The following is a 17,521-nucleotide window of genomic DNA, read 5'->3' as shown; positions in this document are numbered from 1 at the left end:
CTCAATCTTGCAAATCCCTGAATCCTGCAAATCCTCTAATCCTGTAAATCCTGATCCAGACAAATTACCCCGTGCACGATTCGGACAGGTCGCGACCTGTCCCTACGAGAATGAACTAACTGCATTGCTCCTAGGCGTGTGCTGCACCCTAAATCAAAGAAATCAGAAACAGATGTGGTCTAAACTATTGCTGGGTTTAACAGTTAAAGACTCGAAACCAACAAACTTAGAACGCACCATATGTCTATACTTCAATTAAAACCTTCGATACTGGTCGAAACGCCTTTGGGGACGGGCCAGGCAATTTTCATCATCGATTACGGCATGCACCAGAACACCTGCTGGGTGGTCGCCTTGCAAAAAGATGGGGTGATCAAACATTTTGATTGCAACGATGTGATCCTGTCAACGAACTATACCTATGGCATGAATCTCCGGAAAAATCACTTTCCTGTGCAGGAGTCTGCTGCAGGTTCAGAATAAACGCTTCCACAAGTCGACGCATAAAAAAAAGGTCTGTCAGGTATACCTGGCAGACCTTTTTACTTGTCACTCAATGGAGGTAGGCGGCTGTCTGATTAGCTTGCCTTGTTCACAACTGTCACCACACGGCCAGATCTTCCGGCAGGCGAAAACACTTTCAGCTTCACTTCCCCTTTATCGCTGATCGGGCCGGTGTATACCTTGCTTTTTTCGGTCGGCTCCGAGCCATCGGTGGTATAGCGGATGATGAAACCTGGCAGCTGCACATTTGCCAGTATTTTGCCGTTTTCGACCACAGCTCCGGCTGTAGGTATACGGTACTGAAAACCACCGGCATAGTAACTTAAGCGCGGGAGCTCCCGTTTGCCCAGCACGTTCACGAAGGCAGACCAGGCCTGGTTGTAGGCGGTATTGGCTTTGGCGGCATCCGGCTCGGTGGCCCAGGCCGGATCAGGCGCCCAGGCTCTCTCAGCCAGACCCAACAGCTTCGGCAGCAGCATGTACTCCAGTCGCTCCGGCGTTTTGATCATCTCGGACCAAAGCGGCGCCTGCAGGCCTACAATATTGGTCCGTCCATAGGCAGTCAGCCGCTCTTTTCCTTTAAAGACCACCGCCGGGTTGATCGGTTTGTTGTCGGTATCCACCTTCTGGTTCTTCATGTAATCGTAAGGGATGAAGTAGAAAGGCTTGTCCACATCAAGGAACCCTGCCCAGTACAGGCCCGGCTCTTCGTAGGCTTTCTGATAGGTCAGGTCCAGGTATAGGTTGGAAGCATTGGTGAGCACCACCTTGTAGCCGGCGTTCGCCATGCGATAGGCCAGGTCCTCTGCGCCCCAGAGGTTATTCCAGACATCCACATGAAAGTTCTTGTCCTTGAAATCCTGGTTGGGCACATACACGTTCTTGCCGTTCTGCTGTACCCTTGTCAGGCCAATTTCTTCCCATCCCGACAGGTATAGCTTGCGGGCTTTCAACATGTCGTTCACCTTGCCGAAAAAGTAGTCCCAAAGATCATATTTACCTTTTATGCTCGGGTTAGACGCTATAAAAGTTTCTACTGCAGGCGACTTCTCCCACACGCCGTTCGGCACTTCGTCGCCACCCATGTGGATGGTCCGGATCGGAGCACCGGCTTCCTGGTACATGGCCAGGATCTCGTCTACCACCTTTTCGAGGAAGGTATAGGTGGATGGCAGCGCCACATTGATCACGTTATCGTTCCAGTTCTGCACCGAGCGGTACACCGACTTGTCTTCCAGGTCGCGGAGCAGGTAACGTTTGGCTTCTTCCGGTTTTCCCTCCTGCACCAGGCGGGCGTAGCGGGCATCCATCGACTTGATGGCGGCCCGGGCATGACCCGGTGTTTCGATCTCAGGGATCACCTTGATGTGGCGCTCCGTCGCATACTTCAGAATTTCGATAAAGTCGGTTTTGGTATAGTGCCCGCTGCCGCTGGTCTTGTCGGCCTCCGGACCTGATCCGTACGATGGCTGCAAATGATCCTTCTCGTCTATTGAATGGCCGCGTCTGCCGCCAACTTCTGTCAGCTCCGGCAGACCCGGAATCTCCAGGCGCCAGCCCTCGTCGTCGTTCAGGTGAAAGTGCAGCACGTTCAGTTTGTAGAGCGCCATCAGGTCCAGCACCTTCAGCACCTGCTCCTTCGACTGAAAGTTGCGCGACACATCCATCATAAAAGCCCGGTGTCCGAAACGCGGCGCATCCGACACACGCACACCTGGCAGTGAAACAGAAGATTGGTTTTTAGCCAGTGCCGCTGCCGGGATCAGGGTCTTCAGCGATTGCGTGCCGTAGAAGGCACCGGCTGGCGTAGAGGCGGCGATCACTACTTCCTGCGGATTCACCTGCAGTTCGTAGGCTTCCGGCCCCATCCCCTTCTTCAGCTGCAGCCGGATCGCTTTGCCCGTACCCAGCATACTGATCACCGGCTTCTTGCCGAATACTGTACCCAAGTGCTCGGCCAGCAGATCCGCCTCGCGCATGAAAGCCGCATCGGTTACGATGGGCACTGTGGCGCTGAGGGTAAAAGGCTTGCCGGTTTCGTGGTAGACAGCCGGCGTCGGGAAGACCTTGGTCAGCTTTTCTTCGGGGATGTCGGTGATCACCTTGTTCTGCGCATAGATGTCTTTTGCCTGCACCCAGTCCACCCAGGGCTGGTCTGGCTTTTTAACATTGATCGGCGCTGTGGCGTGTCCTTTACATTTGTCGTGGTCCCAGACCAGGTAAAAGCCATGCGGTGTTCTGGAATCGTTCACGACCTGTCCGCCCGACACCAGCTCGATGCGTTGCGAAGCTCCCGGCGCGAGACTTTTAAAAGCGGCAGTCGGTGCCAGGTAATGCAGGTCGCCGTTTACGTGCTCTACGCTTACAGGTGCACCCTCCGTTTTGGGTTTGAGGGCCGGAAAGGAATGAAAATACAGGCTCCAGCCGCTTGCCGGCAAAGGCGCTTGGCCAGTGTTGGTCAGGGTAAGGATGGCCAGCGTTTGCGGTTTGTTCTGGTATTTTCCGTCTGTTATTTCATAGCTCAGCTGGAGCTGCTTCGGGTTGAAGGCGCTGCTGTTTTCCTGCGCAAAGGAAGAGGAATTAAGCAGGATAAAGAGGGCGCAGCATAGGGCTGTCAGGGATTTTCTCATGTTCGCTAATAATCAGGCTGGTGGATCTTTGCTGAAATATAGCACAAAATGAGTAGAACCTAAATTTTAGGTGCTGAATCGTTGTGAAGACACTGAACCTGTGCGATTGCATATCTATGCAGTCGGGCTCCATTGATACAGTGAGTTCATCTTCTACACTTTTTTATCATCCTGTAAGGATTCTGGCAGCGCATAGCATAGGCTTATCGCCCTTTTAAACAAGATTCTTAACAGAATGACAAAGGTGTGTAGTAAGCGGGCCTCTACCAAGAATGTCCTTACATTACATCACCCCATCCGTCAACACTCATATGGTCCCGTCGAGGAGACAGTACCACTTTAGTAAATGATATCAAAGAACTAATGTCATCCTGTAAGGATCTTGGTGGCTAGGACGTGAAGCTTTAATTCAAGGATCAGCCATCAAAAATCGCAGGTATGGATTTTCATTTTTTATCAAGTCCATTTTCTTCTCACGGCTCCAACTCTTCAGTTCCTTTTCTCTATCGATAGCATGCTGCACATAGGTATAGCGTTCATAGTAGAGCAACTTGTAACAGAAGTAGCGACCTACAAACGCCTCAGGTTTACCTCTGTTTTCTTTATGCTGCTCAAGCCGATATACCAGGTCATTTGTCATCCCCACATATAGCACAGTTTTGCCTGGATTGGTAGTGATGTAGACAAAGTAGTTATGCCTTTTCATAGTGTACTACGGTGACGGCAGTTTTATTATACTTTTTTTGTCATTCAGAAAGAATCTTGGTCGCAGGTGGCATAGGCTTATCACCCCTCTAACCAAGATCCTTACAGGATGACAAAAAAAATAAAATGACAAAAAAATAAAGCCAATAGTGGTTCCTCCCCCCTACTGCGACCACTCCGTCGGCTTGCGGTCCCAACGGTGCGACTTAAGCTGGTCCAGCAGTTCGTCTGGCAAACCCTTTCCGTCACCGGCCTGCAGGTTAGCCTTCACGTGATGGGCTTTGCGCATGCCGGGTATGGTGGTGCTCACATCCGGATTGCTCAGGATAAAGCGCAGGGCCATTTCCGGCATGCTCATGCCAGCTGGTACAAGTGGCTTCAGGCGGTCGGCATGCGCCACACTGGCCTTCAGGTTTTCAGGAACAAAGTAGGTGCTGCGCCAGTCATCTGCCGGGAAAGTGGTTTCAGTGGTAAAGGTGCCGGTGAGGGTGCCTTCGTCGAAAGGAACACGGGCGATGGTGGCGATATCGAGTTCGCGGCAAAGCGGGAACAACTGATCTTCCGGCGCCTGGTCGAAAATGTTGTAGATGACCTGTACGCTGCTGATGTGCCCGGTGCGCAGGGTCTGGAGTACGTTTTCCGGTTCCCAGCGGTTCACGCTCACGCCCATGTGCTGGATTTTGCCATCGGCCTTCAGTTTCTCTACGGCTCGCTGCCATTCTTCCTGCTCGGCCCAGCTGTCTTCCCAGACATGGAATTGCTGCAGGTCGATGGTCTCCACCCCCAGGTTCTGCAGACTCTTCTCGGTATAGGAGATGATGTGCTCGGCAGGGAAACAGTCTTCGAGTTTATAGGACGCCTTAGAGGGCCATTTCATGTTCTTGGGCGGGATCTTGGTTGCCACGTACAGGCGTTTAGTTGGATTACGTTTGAGCAGGCGACCCAGGATCTGTTCGCTTTTGCCTTTGCCGTAGCCCCAGGCGGTATCAAAAAAATTGCAGCCACCTTCCACGGCCATATCCAAAGAGCGCTCCGACTGCTGGTCATCCGAACCGGTCCAGCCGGCCATGCCCCACATCCCATACCCTATCTCGCTCACCTGCCAGCCTGTGCGGCCAAATCTTCTATACTCCATACCTTGTGTTTTTATTTAGTGTGTTCTGCCTTCATACTGCTGTAAATATACAAGAGTTATCGATTTACGGGCCTGAATCCATTGCACAAATACGATATTCTGGCAGAGATGCTTATCTTAGACTTCTCAAAAGCCACACACCATGACGACTTTGCTGAAACATCTTTGGAAGAAAGCCACCCTCACCACACTGACTGTGCTCGCCTTCACCCTCTCCGGCCATGCGCAGGATGCGAAAACCGAAGCCGACTTACAGGCCATCATGCAGCAGCATGACATGATCGGGCTATCGGTTGCCGTCGTAAAAAAGGGGGAAATCGTCTATACAAAATCGTTCGGGCTAAAGGACGTAGAAAGCCAGAAGCCCCTTACGAATAACGACATCTTCCGGATCGCTTCTATTTCCAAATCCTTTACGGTGACGGCCCTGATGCAACTGGTCGAGGCGGGGAAGCTTTCGCTGGAGGATGATGTGAGCAAACAGGTTGGCTTTGAGGTACGCAACCCCCGGTACCCGAACAAGGTGATCACGCTGCGCATGATGCTCTCGCATACCGCCAGCATCAACGACAGCCAGGGCTACTTTACACTCGACAGCATCGACCCGGCCAAGAACCCGAACTGGGCGGCATGCTACAACAACTACGAGCCGGGCACTAGCTATGAGTACTGCAACCTGGGCTTCAACATGGCAGGCACCATTCTGGAAAAGATCACCGGGGAGCGATTCGACCAATATGTAAAGCGCCACGTACTCGACCCGCTCGGCATTTACGGTGGCTACAACGTGGACTCACTCGACGCCAGCCGCTTCGTGACGCTGTATGAATACAACGCTGACTCCAGCAGCTTTACTCCTTCCCCATCAGCCTACAACCCGCGCCGGCAGGAAATCAGAAATTATGTGATGGGGAAAAGCACGCCGATCTTCTCGCCCACTGGCGGCATGAAAATGTCGGCACCCGACCTGGCGCGGTACATGACCATGCACATGAACCAGGGCAGCTACAAAGGCACCCGGATCATCTCAAAAAAGAGTGCCAGACAAATGCAGGCAAAAATCGCGGATAACGGTTATGGGCTGGCCCTGAAAACGGAGCGCAACCTTATTCCAGGTATATCGTTGGTAGGCCACACCGGGAATGCCTACGGACTCTACAGCGCCATGTTCTTCAACCCGAAAGAGCAGTACGGCTTTGTAGTGATCACCAACGGGACAAGTGCGCCGGAAGTGAATGAATACAACCTGGCACTGGCAGACGTCATCAATAGTTTGTACAAGAATTTAATAAACTAGGCTGCGCTGTCAAGCTGTGTCCAGTGCTATTATCCTTTACAGGTATAGCTGCTAGTTTATAGAGAATATCGCTCTTGAGGCCAGTGCTGATCCATTTTGGAGAAACAGGTTCCAGACTTACGATCATGCTGTAAACATACTCGGTGGAAATCGAGGGGCCCTGCTCACTACTGTTTGATATCTGAAAAAAACGCTTCTTTGGTAATCGAGGCTGGTTTGCATGTATCCAAACTGTCCCCTTGAGGGGACCATAGGGTTGTCAGATAGTTGACGCATTGCTTCGAATTATCTTCAATGCATGATGATCTGCCCTGTTAACACCCCTGTAGCCCCCTTAAGGGGACAATTTGTATTGGCAGAAACCTACCACAGATGCTTTGTAGAGCCCATTTCTTAGTTTTCGAACAGCAGTGGCCCCTACCCCCGGGAGGTTAAGCTGCTGCTAATTGCGGGGTAGGGGCCCTCTTGCACCAAGATCCTTACAGGATGACAAAAAAGTAGTAAGAAGCAGCCCTGTCCTCAAGAGGTACACTTCTGCTTCTTTCAGTATCAAAAGAGACAAAACAGAACAGCCCGGTAGAAAACAAAAGCCCTCTCCAATACGGGAGAGGGCTTTTAATTTTAGGGTGGCACTATACCTTCCTGTCAATTACATTTACAATTCGGTGGCATTAAAGGTATCGCCTTGTCGCACATCACCCGTATCGAAGCCCTTCTTGAACCAGCGCACGCGTTGGGCAGAGGTGCCGTGGGTGAAGGAATCGGGCACGACCCTGCCGGTGGCTTGCTTTTGTAGTCGGTCATCGCCAATGGCGCTGGCGGCGTTCAGGGCTTCTTCCAGATCGCCGGGCTCCAGGAAACCGGTGGAGCGCTGGGTATGGTGTGCCCACACTCCGGCATAGAAATCGGCCTGCAGCTCTACCCGCACCATCAGTTGATTAAACTCGGCTTGCGACAGTCTGCCCCGCATGGCGTTTACCTGCTCCATGGTGCCAGTGAGCTTTTGTATATGATGCCCTACTTCGTGCCCCACCACATAGGCCTGGGCAAAGTCGCCGCCAGCGCCCAATTTGCGCTCCATTTCCTCAAAAAAACTTAGGTCGATGTACAGCTTCTCGTCGCCGGGGCAGTAAAAGGGACCTGTAGCGGACGAGGAAAGTCCGCAGGCTGATTGCACCTGACCTGAGAAGAGCACCAGGGTAGGCTCCCGGTAGCCGTCGATCATCTTATTCCAAACGTCTTCGGTGTCTGCCAGCACCACCGCCGTCTGGTCGGCCAGTTCCTGCTCTTCCGGACTCGGCTGGTAGCCTGTTGTTTGTGCATACTGCGGCTCACCGCCTACAAACTGCTGCAGGAGCGCAAGTGGGTTGGTGCCCGTCAAAAACATGATCAGCAACAGCACGCCCACGATCACCAGCCCTACTTTCGAGAAGAGGAGCCGGAACAAAGGGACCAGCAGCATGGGACTGATGCCCCGTCCACCGCCAAAACCTCCTGCCGACTGCCCTCTACGGTCTTCTATATTGCTGCTTTTTCTTCTTCCTTGCCATTTCATAGTTATTCATTTTGCATAAAGTGAGTGATGAGTTGAACAGGTCATAACCAGTGCTATACCTGAAAATTATAACTGTTTCAGCCTTGTATAACGGAGGGTCGCTTCACTTGGATGTCTGCAAATAAAAGAAGGCCTGCCAGGTATACCTGACAGGCCTCTTTCAGGAAGGTAGAGCTATCAGAAGCGACAGCTATACCAACCATTCACACCAAAACACAATCCTAAAAATTATATTCCTTTCAAAGCATCTTTCACGGTTTCGGCCATCGGCGTGGTCGGGTGACCGATGAGTCTGGAAAGCTGACGGCTGTCGTCGTGCAAGGCACCACCCGCCGCGGATACGTCCCAATTGGCGATGGCCCTGGCAAAGCCCTCCGGTACCCCGAAGCTGGCGAGTGCGGCGGCATAATCTGCCTCAGGCAGGTTTTTGTACGGGATGTCCTTGCCGGTCTGGCGGGAGATCTCAGTGGCCAGGTCGCTCAAGGTATAAGCTTCGTCGCCGGCCAGTTCGTATACCTTGCCTTCGTGTCCTTCTTCGGTCAACACAGCTACGGCCGCATCGGCGTAATCGGCGCGTGAGGCAGAGGACACTTTGCCCTCTCCGGCGCTGCCAATAAAGGCACCGCCAGCCACGGCAGCTGCCACTGATCCGGTGTAGTTTTCGGTGTACCAGCCATTGCGCAAGATCGTGTGGGCTATACCTGAGGTACGCAGCATTTCTTCTGTGGCCTTGTGCTCGTATGCGAGGCTCAGCGTAGACGTATCGGCATGTAGCAGGCTGGTATAGACGATGCGTTTCACATGCGCTTTTTTGGCCGCCTCAATTACGTTCTTGTGCTGTGTGGCCCGCTGCCCCACCTCACTGGAAGAGATCAGCAGCAGGGTATCTATACCTGACAAGGCGCGTTCAAGCGCTTCGGTCTGGGTATAATCCGCTTCGCGTACCTCCACGCCCAGGTCACGGGCTTTTTCCGGCGTGCGCACCAGCGCGACAATGTTTTCGGACGCTACTTTCGCTTTGAGTTTGGCCACAACCAGTCTGCCTAATTGGCCGGTTGCACCTGTAATGGCTATTTTCATATCGTTCTTCCTTTATTCTTTCACAAATTCTTTTGTACTTCTAACTGTGTCGATCGGGCGTACCAGCTTTTCGATCTGAGCGCGCTTTGGTTCCAGGAAAGGCGGCAGGGAGAGTTTCTCGCCAAGCGTTTCATAGGGTTCATCGCCCATGAATCCGGGACCGTCGGTGGCGAACTCGAACAGGATCTGCGGTGCCACCCTTGCGTAGAGGGACTCAAAGAAATGACGGTTTACGTAGCCGGAAGTCGGTAGCCCGATCCTGCTCAGGCGCTCGGTCCACTCGTCGAGCACAGCGCGGTCTGCTACCCGGAAGGCGGCGTGGTGCACCGTCCCGAAACCCTGTTGTGCCTGGCGCATGGTGGGGTTGTCTTCTACAATAACGGAAGCGCCGTTGCCACCTTCTCCCACCTCAAACAAATGGAAGGCCCCCTCCTGCGCTGTTTCTTTAAACAAGAGTACTTTTTCGAGCATCTGTTTAAGCGAATCGAAATCGGAGATGCGCACAAAAATGGGCCCTAATCCGGTGATGGCATGCTCCAGCGGAACAGGCCCTTTTTGCCAGGGTATACCGGCGGCCACACCCTTGTTCTTTTCGTCGGAGATCAGTTGGTACTGTTGATCATCGAAGTCCACGAAGGCAAGGGTCTTCTTGCCGAACTGTTCTTGTATACCTGCATGCTTTACCTGCAGCCGGTCGAAACGCTTTTCCCAATACGCCAGGGCGGCATCGGTCGGTACCCGGAACGAGGTTTTGGAGATCTCATTGGTGCCGTGTATCCCTTTCGGGATGCCCGGAAAGTCAAAGAAGGTCATATCGGTGCCGGCACTTCCACGGTCATCGGCAAAAAACAAATGGTATGTCTGGATGTCGTCCTGGTTGACGGTTTTTTTCACGAGGCGCATGCCCAGCACATGGGTAAAGAAGTCGTAATTCTTTTCGGCGCTGCTGGTGATGGCGGTTACGTGGTGTATTCCTTTTAACTGATTCATGAGCTGTAGCTTAACTGTACTGCCTATTATTTAGAAAAAGACTGTGTCCGGAACTGAGACGGATCGAGTTAGACATCTAACACCTTCACCATCAAGCTCCTACGCTTAGGTATACGCTATATCCGGTAGCTTGTGTGTCCGGACCATATCACCCTCTTTCTAAAGCAATACAAATGTATGTACATTTATTGTATATACACAAATAATTTTAAAAAAGTTTCAGCCAGTTGACTTTTATACCCCCTGCGTTCATTGGAGCGCCCATACCTTAACCAGGTATAGCACATGCCCCTGAACCAGTATCGGGTTCCTGAAGGAAAATTTGTTAATTTTGTATCCTTCACCGGATCTTGTTCTGGAGACTATACCTCCTATTTTTAAATAGTACACACCCATGTTGTCCAAAAAGACAAAGTATGCTTTCCATGCCCTCACATACCTGGCCGAAAACCAGGACAAGGGCGCGGTGCTCATCCAGGAGATCGCAGCCAGCAAGCGTATTTCGCATAAGTTTCTTGAGAATATTCTGCTGGAGCTGAAGAAAGCAGGTATACTGGGCAGCAAAAAAGGGAAGGGCGGCGGCTACTACCTTATCAAAAAGCCAGAAGAGATAACAATGGCTAAAGTCATTCGTCTGCTCAATGGCCCCATTGCCTGGCTACCCTGCGTGAGCCTCAACTTCTACGAGAAATGCGGCGACTGTCCCGACGAAGCTACCTGTAACATGCACCTGATCATGTGCCAGGTACGTGATCATACCCTGAGTATTGTCGAAAACAAAACACTTGCCGACCTGATAGGCCGCAAATAACTAATGTACAGGCAGTTAAATATTAAATATAGCTGATTACTGATTTTTTTTGGCAAATTACCCTACTTAGTTGGTAGGTTTTGTGTAGTTTTAGCGCTCAAAGCAGAACTATGCTACTAGATCGACCCTTACAGAAAGCTTTCAGCAAAAAACGCCGTCCCCAGCAGAAGGACAGCAAGTTTAAGAGCATTGCCAAGGCGGTGTCCTGGCGGGTGCTGGGCACCTTCGATACCATCGTTATCTCATACCTCATCACGGGCGAGCTGAAAATGGCTTTCTCGATCGGTACCATCGAAGTGTTCAGCAAGATTCTGCTCTATTATGTGCACGAGCGCGTCTGGGAACGATTCACTGTTAAAAAAGATACCCATGAACTTGAAAGACCAACTCCCGTCTCTGCTTGAGGAAATAAGCAATCTGCCGCTGGCTGAGGCACTGGCCTGGGTAGCCAACAAATTCCCTGGCAGGGTCGCCTTCTCAACGGCATTGGGCCAGGAAGACCAGGTGATCACGCACGCCGTCTTCTCCCAAAAACTGCCCATCCGGATCTTCTCGCTCGACACAGGGCGCCTGTTCCAGGAGACCTATACCTTGTGGGCCGATACCGAATACAAATACAAAAGCAAAATAGAACCCTTCTTTCCGGAGGCCGCCGATGTGGAAGGGCTGATCACCCGAAATGGCGTGAACGGCTTTTATGACTCTGTCGAAAACCGCAAAGCCTGCTGCCATGTGCGCAAGGTACTGCCCCTGACGAGAGCCCTGCAGCACGTGGACGTGTGGGTAACCGGACTTCGGTCCGGACAGAGCGCCAACCGCAGCAGCTTCAGTCTGTTGGAGTGGGACGAGGCCTTCCAGGTCATCAAATTCAACCCGATCATCAACTGGACCTACGACGAGATGATCGCCTACCTGCACGACAACCAGGTACCCTATAACAAACTGCACGATCAGGGATTTGTAAGCATTGGCTGTGCCCCATGCACCCGGGCCATCCTTCCGGGCGAAGAGCCGCGGGCCGGCAGGTGGTGGTGGGAGCAAACCCAGAAAGAGTGCGGACTTCATGCAAATTATTCATCTAAACAAAATTGACATGGCTATACACCCTGCTGTATTTCCCAGAGAATTAGAGGACGAGGCGATTTATATTATCCGGGAAGTGGCCGCACAGTTCGAAAAACCTGTGCTGTTGTTCTCGGGCGGAAAAGACTCGATCACCCTCGTTAGGCTGGCCCAGAAAGCTTTTTATCCGGGCAAAATACCCTTCCCCCTGCTGCACGTCGACACGGGGCATAATTTCGAAGAGACCATCCAATTCCGGGATGAACTGGTAGCAGAACTGGGCCTGGAGCTGATCGTGCGCTACGTACAGGACAGCATCGACCAGAAAAAGGTGGTGGAAGAAACTGGCAAGTATGCCAGCCGGAATGTGCTGCAGACCGTGACACTGCTGGATGCGATCGAAGAATTTGGCTTTGACGCCTGCATCGGAGGCGCCCGCCGCGACGAAGAAAAAGCCCGCGCCAAAGAGCGGATCTTCTCGGTGCGTAACGACTTCGGTCAGTGGGATGCCAAGAAGCAGCGCCCCGAGCTGTTCGACATGCTCAACGGCCGCATCAGCCTGGGCGAGAACGTGCGTGTTTTCCCGATCAGCAACTGGACGGAGCTGGACGTATGGAACTACATCAAAGAAGAGCAACTGGCTATACCTTCCATTTACTACGCACACGAGCGGGAGACCTTTGAGCGGGACGGACAGATCCTCCCCTACTCCAGTTTCATAACGGTATCGGAGGACGAGTTGGTGAGCACCCGCACGGTACGTTTCCGTACAGTGGGCGACATGACCTGCACCGCTGCGGTAGAGTCAAAGGCCGTGGCGATCGAAGACATTATCGGGGAGATACTGAGTGCGACGGTATCAGAACGTGGTGCCCGCATTGACGACAAGCGTTCGGAGGCGGCGATGGAAAAAAGAAAGCAATCAGGATATTTTTAAGGTATGGACGTTCTAAAAATAGCAACCGCAGGCAGTGTGGATGATGGGAAAAGTACCCTGATCGGCCGCCTCCTGTTCGAGACCAACTCGATCACCACCGACAAGCTGGAAGCCATCATGGCCAGCAGCAAAAAGAAAGGCCTGGACTATGTGGATCTCTCGCTGCTGACTGACGGCCTGATCGCCGAGCGCGAGCAGGGCATCACGATCGACGTGGCCCACATATACTTCTCCACGCCCAAGCGCAAATTTATCATCGCCGATACGCCGGGCCACTTTGAGTATACCCGCAACATGGTAACGGGCGCCTCCAATGCCAATGTCTCCATGATCCTGGTCGATGCCCGCAACGGTGTGGTGGAGCAGACCTTCCGTCACTTTTACATCTCCTGCCTGTTGCGCATACCCAACGTGGTGGTGTGTGTGAACAAAATGGATCTGGTGGGCTATGCGGAGACGACTTTCGAGGAAATCAAAGCCGAATTCCTGGCCTTTGCAGAAAAGGTGCGTTTTCCGGGACAGGAGATCAGCTTTATACCCGTGTCATCGCTGTACGGAGAGAACCTGGTGAAAACTTCTGAGCACATGCCCTGGTATACTGCGGCTCCGCTGCTGACCTTACTGGAGAATGTGCCACTGGAGCAGCACCTGTCCGAAGAAGCAGGGCGTTTCCCGGTGCAGTATGTGGTGCGGCCAAAGTCAGAAGAATTTCACGATTACAGGGCCTATGCAGGCAAAGTAGCCAGCGGGCTGCTGCGCAAAGGTGAGCGTATTATGGTGCTGCCCAGCGGACAGGAAACCACGATCGCCCGCATCGAGAAATTTGGTCGTGAAATAGAAGCAGCCCAGGCCAAAGAATCCATAAGCCTACTGCTGCAGGATGACGTGGACATCAGCCGCGGCGACATGATCGTGCCGATCAGCCAACTGCCACAGCAAGGCCGCCAACTGGACGCCACCATTTGCTGGATGGACAAGAAACCGCTGCGCGTTGGCGGAACTTACCTGTTGCAGCACGGCGTGAATACAGCCAAAGCCAAAGTAAGTGCACTCTCCAATTTAGTAGATGTCGTGACCTTAGGAACCGACACTGAAGTAGCAGAACTGAAGCTCAATGAAATTGCCGATGTGCAGCTAAGAACGGCTAAAGAGCTGTTCTATGACTCCTTTGCCGAAAACAAAGCCAACGGAGCTTTTATCGTAATCGATGAGCAAACCAATTCGACAGTTGGTGTCGGTTTGATCAAGTAGTATACCTTCTCAAATGCAAAAAAGGGATTGAGGCCTTAACAAGTCGCCTCGATCCCTTTTTTTGCTTCATAGTTTCCTCTTATCTCATCCTGTAAGGATCTATGTATCCAATAGTAAAGGCATAACCTCCCTTTAACCAAGCTCCTTTCAGAATGAAAAAAGATCTAACATCGCATAGTCCTGTGTCTTACCGCGCATTCATAATGGCGCTTTGGTGGTTGATCGACTCCTGGTGCACGGCCTTGAGATACCTCTCGATAAAATCGCGGCTGAGGCCCAACTGTTCACCCCGTTTGAAAGATTTCTCCAACACCTCGTTCCAACGGGAGGCCTGCAGGATGGTCAGTTTGTTTTCTTTCTTATACCGCCCGATGTGCTCCACTACCTGCATCCTTTGGGACAGCAGCGTAAACAGTTCGCTGTCGAACTGGTCGACCTGACTGCGGAGCTCCTGCAAGGTGTCGTCCACGGCCACTTTACCGCCATACCCGTTCCGAAGCACCAGCCCGTCAATGATCTCGGCCAGGCGCTCCGGCGTCACCTGCTGTTTGGCGTCGCTCCAGGCTTTGTCGGGGTCTATATGGCTTTCCAGCATCAGGCCGGTATAGTTTAGGTCCATGGCCTGCTGCGAAATTTCGGCCAGCAATTCCCGGTTGCCGCAGATGTGGCTTGGGTCGCAGATCATAGGCAGGTCGGGCATGCGCCTTTTCAGCTCGATGGGGAGCTGCCACTGCGGTGCGTTGCGAAATTTGGTTTCGCCATACTTGGCAAAGCCCCGGTGAATGGCACCCAGTTTGGTGATGCCTGCCCCGCTCAACCGCTCCAGCGCTCCGATCCACAGCTCCAGATCGGCGTTGATCGGGTTCTTTACCAGCACCGGTACGTCTATACCTTGCAGCGCATCGGCAATTTCCTGCACCGAAAAAGGGTTGACTGTCGTGCGTGCTCCTATCCAGAGAATGTCTACCCCATACTTCAGCGCTTCTTCCACGTGTTGCCTGTTGGCTACCTCTACGGCTATTTTCATACCGGTGGCTTCCTTCGCTTTGCGCAGCCACTCCAGCCCAATGGTCCCGATGCCCTCAAAATTATTCGGTCTTGTACGGGGTTTCCAGATACCGGCACGCAGCACATCCACCTTGCCGGTTGCCGCTAATTGCCGGCAGGTTTCCATCACCTGCTCCTCTGTTTCAGCACTGCAGGGACCGCTGATCACCAAGGGCCGCTGCAGATCGGGCAGCCAGGTGCTGATCGGGGCAATCTCCAGTTTGTCGCTGCTGGTGTGTGGGGGTACGAATGGCTTCTGCCGGTTCTTGAGTTCGATGCCGTCCAGTATGCGGCTGATCTGGTTGGCGGTCGAGATCATGTCGTAGGTTTCAGAACTGAGCCCCTCGTCGATCGTTTCCTTGAAGAGCAACAGCTGTTCGATGTAAGCATCGAGCGCCGCCGAAACATGCCCTGCATTCTGACTGAAGATGGGCGCCCACATATCCGGTGAGCTTTTGGCCAGTCGCACAGTGGAGGCAAAACCACTGCCGGCCATATTAAATATGCTTTTCTCGTCCTTTTCGATCTTCAGTACGGTGAGGCCGAGGGCAAAGGAAGTGATGTGGGATAAGTGCGAAACAAAGGCAATGTGGCGGTCATGTTCCCGGGCCTCCATGTGTACCGTATGCATTTTAAGCGCACCAAACATAGCCTCCGCCTGCTGCAGGGCTGCAGCGCCAGAGGCTTCCGCATTGCAAATGATGTTCACTTTCTGGTCGAAGAGTTTGTGGTGCGCCGCTGCGGGACCGGTGTTTTCAGTGCCCGCTATGGGGTGGCAGGCCACAAACTGCTGTCTGCGTGGATGGCTCGCAACAGTCTGGCAAATCTGCTCTTTTGTGGAGCCCACGTCCAGCACCACCGCGCCATCCCTTACCTGATCCAAAAGTGCCAGCACGATGCCCGGCGACACATCCACGGGTGTGGCGACAATGATCAGATCACAGCTGCCGGCCAGCTCTTCGAGACTGGCTTCTTCCTGTATAATGCCGGCACTTTTCGCCAGCCGGATGTGCTCCGGGTTATTGTCTGAGCCGATTACTTTGGTGGCAACACCACGTTGCCTAAGGTCCATGGCCATGGATCCCCCGATCAGTCCGATACCTATTACGCCTACGATCATGTTGTTTTGATTTTAGTATTTTTAAATGCTTTGATTCTTTCCAGGGCTGTTTGCAGTTGAGTTGTGTTGGCGCACAGCGATACCCGGATGTAGCGCTGCCCGTTAGATCCGAAAATAAAACCGGGCGTGATAAAGATCCCGGCCTCGTAAAGGAGCTGATCTACCAGTTGCCCCACTTCTACGCCCTCCGGCGCACGTCCCCACACAAACAAGCCTGCCTGCGCTGTGCTATACCTGCAACCCAGCATATCCATTAGCTGCCAGACCAGCTCCCGCCGCTCCGCGTAGCGAGCGTTCAGCTCGTCGAACCAGTCTTGCGGTTGTCTTAACGCCTCGATAGCAGCCTGCTGTATGCCTAAGAACATACCGGAATCGACATTGCTTTTGGCGACCAGTACATTGGAGATGTGCTGTGGATGCCCGAACAGCACACCGACCCGCCAACCGGCCATGTTGTGCGATTTGCTCAGCGAGTTCAGCTCCAGCACATGCGCCGACACTCCCTTCACTGACAGGATGCTCTCAGGCTTATCGTTCAGGATAAAGCTGTAGGGGTTGTCGTGACAGAGCAGTATGTCGTGGCGCTCGGCGAAGTCCACGAGAAGAGCCAGTGCTGTTTTCGTCGCCTTCGCTCCGGTGGGCATGTGCGGGTAGTTCACCCACATCAGCTTTACCTTGCTCAGGTCCTGTTGCTGCAGATCCTCCAGGTCAGGCAGCCAGCCTGTCTCTTCCCGCAGGTCGTAGTGCCGCACCACCCCACCGGCCACTTTGGTAGCAGCGGCATAAGCCGGGTAGCCCGGATTTGGCACCAGCACCTCATCCCCTGCATTCAGGTAGGCATTGGAAATATAGGTGATGCCCTCCTTCGAGCCCATCAGCGGCAGCACTTCTGTTTCCGGATCCAGCGAAACAGCGTAATAGGCAGCGTACCAGTCGCTGAAGGCCTGCCGGAGCGCCGGTGTCCCTTTGTAACTCTGGTAACCATGTGCACTGGCATGTTGCGCAGCCGTACACAGTGCTTCTACTGCCTGCCGGGGCGGGGCCATATCGGGGCTGCCAATACCCAGGTTGATAATGCTTTTGCCGGTTGCGTTGAGCTTGGCAGCCTCCTGCAACTTTTGTGAGAAGTAGTACTCCTGCACATCCCCGTATCTGTCCGCTATGTTCACCATCTGACTTTTTTAGGTGCTTTTAAAATGCTTTAAATAAAAAAAGAGTCCTCCGGAAGGGGACTCTTTGTAAGTGCAAAACAAATCTTGCTTTTTACCATAGAAATCCCGCCTGCTTCCAGCGATAGAAGTAGTAATAGTAAAAAGTAAAATAGCTGTTCTGTGTCGTTGTCATGTGTCGAAATAAAAAAAGCCTCCGATCGGGAGGCCTCTGATTTATAGCTTTTT

The 17,521-nt window shown here is 52.8% G+C and carries 15 protein-coding genes; 7 read left to right on the top strand and 8 right to left on the bottom strand.

The genetic code is table 11. The features are described 5' to 3' along the window. Window positions 1–240: 240 nt before the first annotated feature. Window positions 241–483, top strand: coding sequence for a hypothetical protein (locus tag BD749_RS01100; RefSeq protein WP_101442541.1), 243 nt, complete (start codon window positions 241–243; stop codon window positions 481–483). Window positions 484–578: 95 nt separating this feature from the next. Here BD749_RS01100 and BD749_RS01095 read toward each other — a convergent pair whose 3' ends face one another. The 3 genes from BD749_RS01095 to BD749_RS01085 form a co-directional block, all read right to left on the bottom strand. Next, complete coding sequence (locus BD749_RS01095) at window positions 579–3,134, bottom strand: family 20 glycosylhydrolase (RefSeq protein WP_101442540.1); 2,556 nt, start codon at window positions 3,132–3,134, stop codon at window positions 579–581. A gap of 409 nt (window positions 3,135–3,543) precedes the next feature. Then, on the bottom strand, window positions 3,544–3,840 hold the full coding sequence (locus BD749_RS01090; RefSeq protein WP_101442539.1) for a GIY-YIG nuclease family protein: 297 nt from the start codon (window positions 3,838–3,840) through the stop codon (window positions 3,544–3,546). A gap of 162 nt (window positions 3,841–4,002) precedes the next feature. Continuing rightward, the gene (locus BD749_RS01085) at window positions 4,003–4,974 is read right to left on the bottom strand and encodes an aldo/keto reductase (RefSeq protein ID WP_101442538.1); all 972 of its coding nucleotides are present in this window, start codon (window positions 4,972–4,974) and stop codon (window positions 4,003–4,005) included. Between the two features lie 142 nt (window positions 4,975–5,116). On the opposite strand from BD749_RS01085, the gene BD749_RS01080 reads away from it, so the two are divergent. Beyond that, on the top strand, window positions 5,117–6,271 hold the full coding sequence (locus BD749_RS01080; RefSeq protein ID WP_101442537.1) for a serine hydrolase domain-containing protein: 1,155 nt from the start codon (window positions 5,117–5,119) through the stop codon (window positions 6,269–6,271). 655 nt (window positions 6,272–6,926) lie between these two features. Here BD749_RS01080 and ypfJ read toward each other — a convergent pair. From ypfJ to BD749_RS01065, 3 genes are all read right to left on the bottom strand, one after another. Next, the gene (gene ypfJ, locus BD749_RS01075; RefSeq protein ID WP_101442536.1) at window positions 6,927–7,826 is read right to left on the bottom strand and encodes a KPN_02809 family neutral zinc metallopeptidase; all 900 of its coding nucleotides are present in this window, start codon (window positions 7,824–7,826) and stop codon (window positions 6,927–6,929) included. 228 nt (window positions 7,827–8,054) lie between these two features. Continuing rightward, window positions 8,055–8,906, bottom strand: coding sequence for an SDR family oxidoreductase (locus BD749_RS01070; protein ID WP_101442535.1), 852 nt, complete (start codon window positions 8,904–8,906; stop codon window positions 8,055–8,057). 12 nt (window positions 8,907–8,918) lie between these two features. Then, window positions 8,919–9,896, bottom strand: coding sequence for a ring-cleaving dioxygenase (locus tag BD749_RS01065; protein WP_101442534.1), 978 nt, complete (start codon window positions 9,894–9,896; stop codon window positions 8,919–8,921). Window positions 9,897–10,290: 394 nt separating this feature from the next. Here BD749_RS01065 and BD749_RS01060 point away from each other — a divergent pair, with 394 nt between their 5' ends. From BD749_RS01060 to BD749_RS01040, 5 genes are all read left to right on the top strand, one after another. Then, the gene (locus BD749_RS01060; RefSeq protein ID WP_101442533.1) at window positions 10,291–10,707 is read left to right on the top strand and encodes an RrF2 family transcriptional regulator; all 417 of its coding nucleotides are present in this window, start codon (window positions 10,291–10,293) and stop codon (window positions 10,705–10,707) included. A 110-nt stretch (window positions 10,708–10,817) separates the two neighbouring features. Then, on the top strand, window positions 10,818–11,111 hold the full coding sequence (locus BD749_RS01055; RefSeq protein ID WP_101442532.1) for a DUF2061 domain-containing protein: 294 nt from the start codon (window positions 10,818–10,820) through the stop codon (window positions 11,109–11,111). Then, entirely contained in the window at window positions 11,077–11,799 is a 723-nt protein-coding gene (locus tag BD749_RS01050; RefSeq protein ID WP_101442531.1) for a phosphoadenylyl-sulfate reductase, read from the top strand. Before BD749_RS01055 ends, BD749_RS01050 begins: the two co-directional genes overlap by 35 nt. 1 nt (window position 11,800) lies before the next feature. After that, entirely contained in the window at window positions 11,801–12,706 is a 906-nt protein-coding gene (gene cysD, locus BD749_RS01045; protein WP_101442530.1) for a sulfate adenylyltransferase subunit CysD, read from the top strand. Between the two features lie 3 nt (window positions 12,707–12,709). Next, window positions 12,710–13,957 carry a sulfate adenylyltransferase subunit 1 gene (locus BD749_RS01040; RefSeq protein WP_101442529.1) on the top strand — a complete coding sequence of 416 codons (1,248 nt, stop codon included), beginning with the start codon at window positions 12,710–12,712 and terminating at the stop codon, window positions 13,955–13,957. A gap of 187 nt (window positions 13,958–14,144) precedes the next feature. On the opposite strand, the gene BD749_RS19700 is transcribed toward BD749_RS01040, so the two are convergent. Beyond that, window positions 14,145–16,124 (bottom strand): prephenate dehydrogenase, encoded by a 1,980-nt coding sequence (locus tag BD749_RS19700; protein ID WP_101442528.1) that lies wholly within the window; start codon window positions 16,122–16,124, stop codon window positions 14,145–14,147. Next, complete coding sequence (locus BD749_RS01030) at window positions 16,121–17,296, bottom strand: pyridoxal phosphate-dependent aminotransferase (protein ID WP_101442527.1); 1,176 nt, start codon at window positions 17,294–17,296, stop codon at window positions 16,121–16,123. The genes BD749_RS19700 and BD749_RS01030 overlap by 4 nt, the downstream gene beginning before the upstream one ends. Window positions 17,297–17,521: the final 225 nt, after the last annotated feature.

Source organism: Pontibacter ramchanderi (assembly GCF_002846395.1).
GTDB lineage: Bacteria > Bacteroidota > Bacteroidia > Cytophagales > Hymenobacteraceae > Pontibacter > Pontibacter ramchanderi.
This window is presented reverse-complemented; position numbering and strand designations above follow the sequence as displayed.

What these genes read in the sequence shown, in the direction of transcription:
- BD749_RS01100 (WP_101442541.1), top strand. Translation starts at nt 241, where the DNA reads ATGTCTATACTTCAATTAAAACCTTCGATACTGGTCGAAACGCCTTTG.
- BD749_RS01095 (WP_101442540.1), bottom strand. Translation starts at nt 3,134, where the DNA reads ATGAGAAAATCCCTGACAGCCCTATGCTGCGCCCTCTTTATCCTGCTT.
- BD749_RS01090 (WP_101442539.1), bottom strand. Translation starts at nt 3,840, where the DNA reads ATGAAAAGGCATAACTACTTTGTCTACATCACTACCAATCCAGGCAAA.
- BD749_RS01085 (WP_101442538.1), bottom strand. Translation starts at nt 4,974, where the DNA reads ATGGAGTATAGAAGATTTGGCCGCACAGGCTGGCAGGTGAGCGAGATA.
- BD749_RS01080 (WP_101442537.1), top strand. Translation starts at nt 5,117, where the DNA reads ATGACGACTTTGCTGAAACATCTTTGGAAGAAAGCCACCCTCACCACA.
- ypfJ (WP_101442536.1), bottom strand. Translation starts at nt 7,826, where the DNA reads ATGAAATGGCAAGGAAGAAGAAAAAGCAGCAATATAGAAGACCGTAGA.
- BD749_RS01070 (WP_101442535.1), bottom strand. Translation starts at nt 8,906, where the DNA reads ATGAAAATAGCCATTACAGGTGCAACCGGCCAATTAGGCAGACTGGTT.
- BD749_RS01065 (WP_101442534.1), bottom strand. Translation starts at nt 9,896, where the DNA reads ATGAATCAGTTAAAAGGAATACACCACGTAACCGCCATCACCAGCAGC.
- BD749_RS01060 (WP_101442533.1), top strand. Translation starts at nt 10,291, where the DNA reads ATGTTGTCCAAAAAGACAAAGTATGCTTTCCATGCCCTCACATACCTG.
- BD749_RS01055 (WP_101442532.1), top strand. Translation starts at nt 10,818, where the DNA reads ATGCTACTAGATCGACCCTTACAGAAAGCTTTCAGCAAAAAACGCCGT.
- BD749_RS01050 (WP_101442531.1), top strand. Translation starts at nt 11,077, where the DNA reads ATGAACTTGAAAGACCAACTCCCGTCTCTGCTTGAGGAAATAAGCAAT.
- cysD (WP_101442530.1), top strand. Translation starts at nt 11,801, where the DNA reads ATGGCTATACACCCTGCTGTATTTCCCAGAGAATTAGAGGACGAGGCG.
- BD749_RS01040 (WP_101442529.1), top strand. Translation starts at nt 12,710, where the DNA reads ATGGACGTTCTAAAAATAGCAACCGCAGGCAGTGTGGATGATGGGAAA.
- BD749_RS19700 (WP_101442528.1), bottom strand. Translation starts at nt 16,124, where the DNA reads ATGATCGTAGGCGTAATAGGTATCGGACTGATCGGGGGATCCATGGCC.
- BD749_RS01030 (WP_101442527.1), bottom strand. Translation starts at nt 17,296, where the DNA reads ATGGTGAACATAGCGGACAGATACGGGGATGTGCAGGAGTACTACTTC.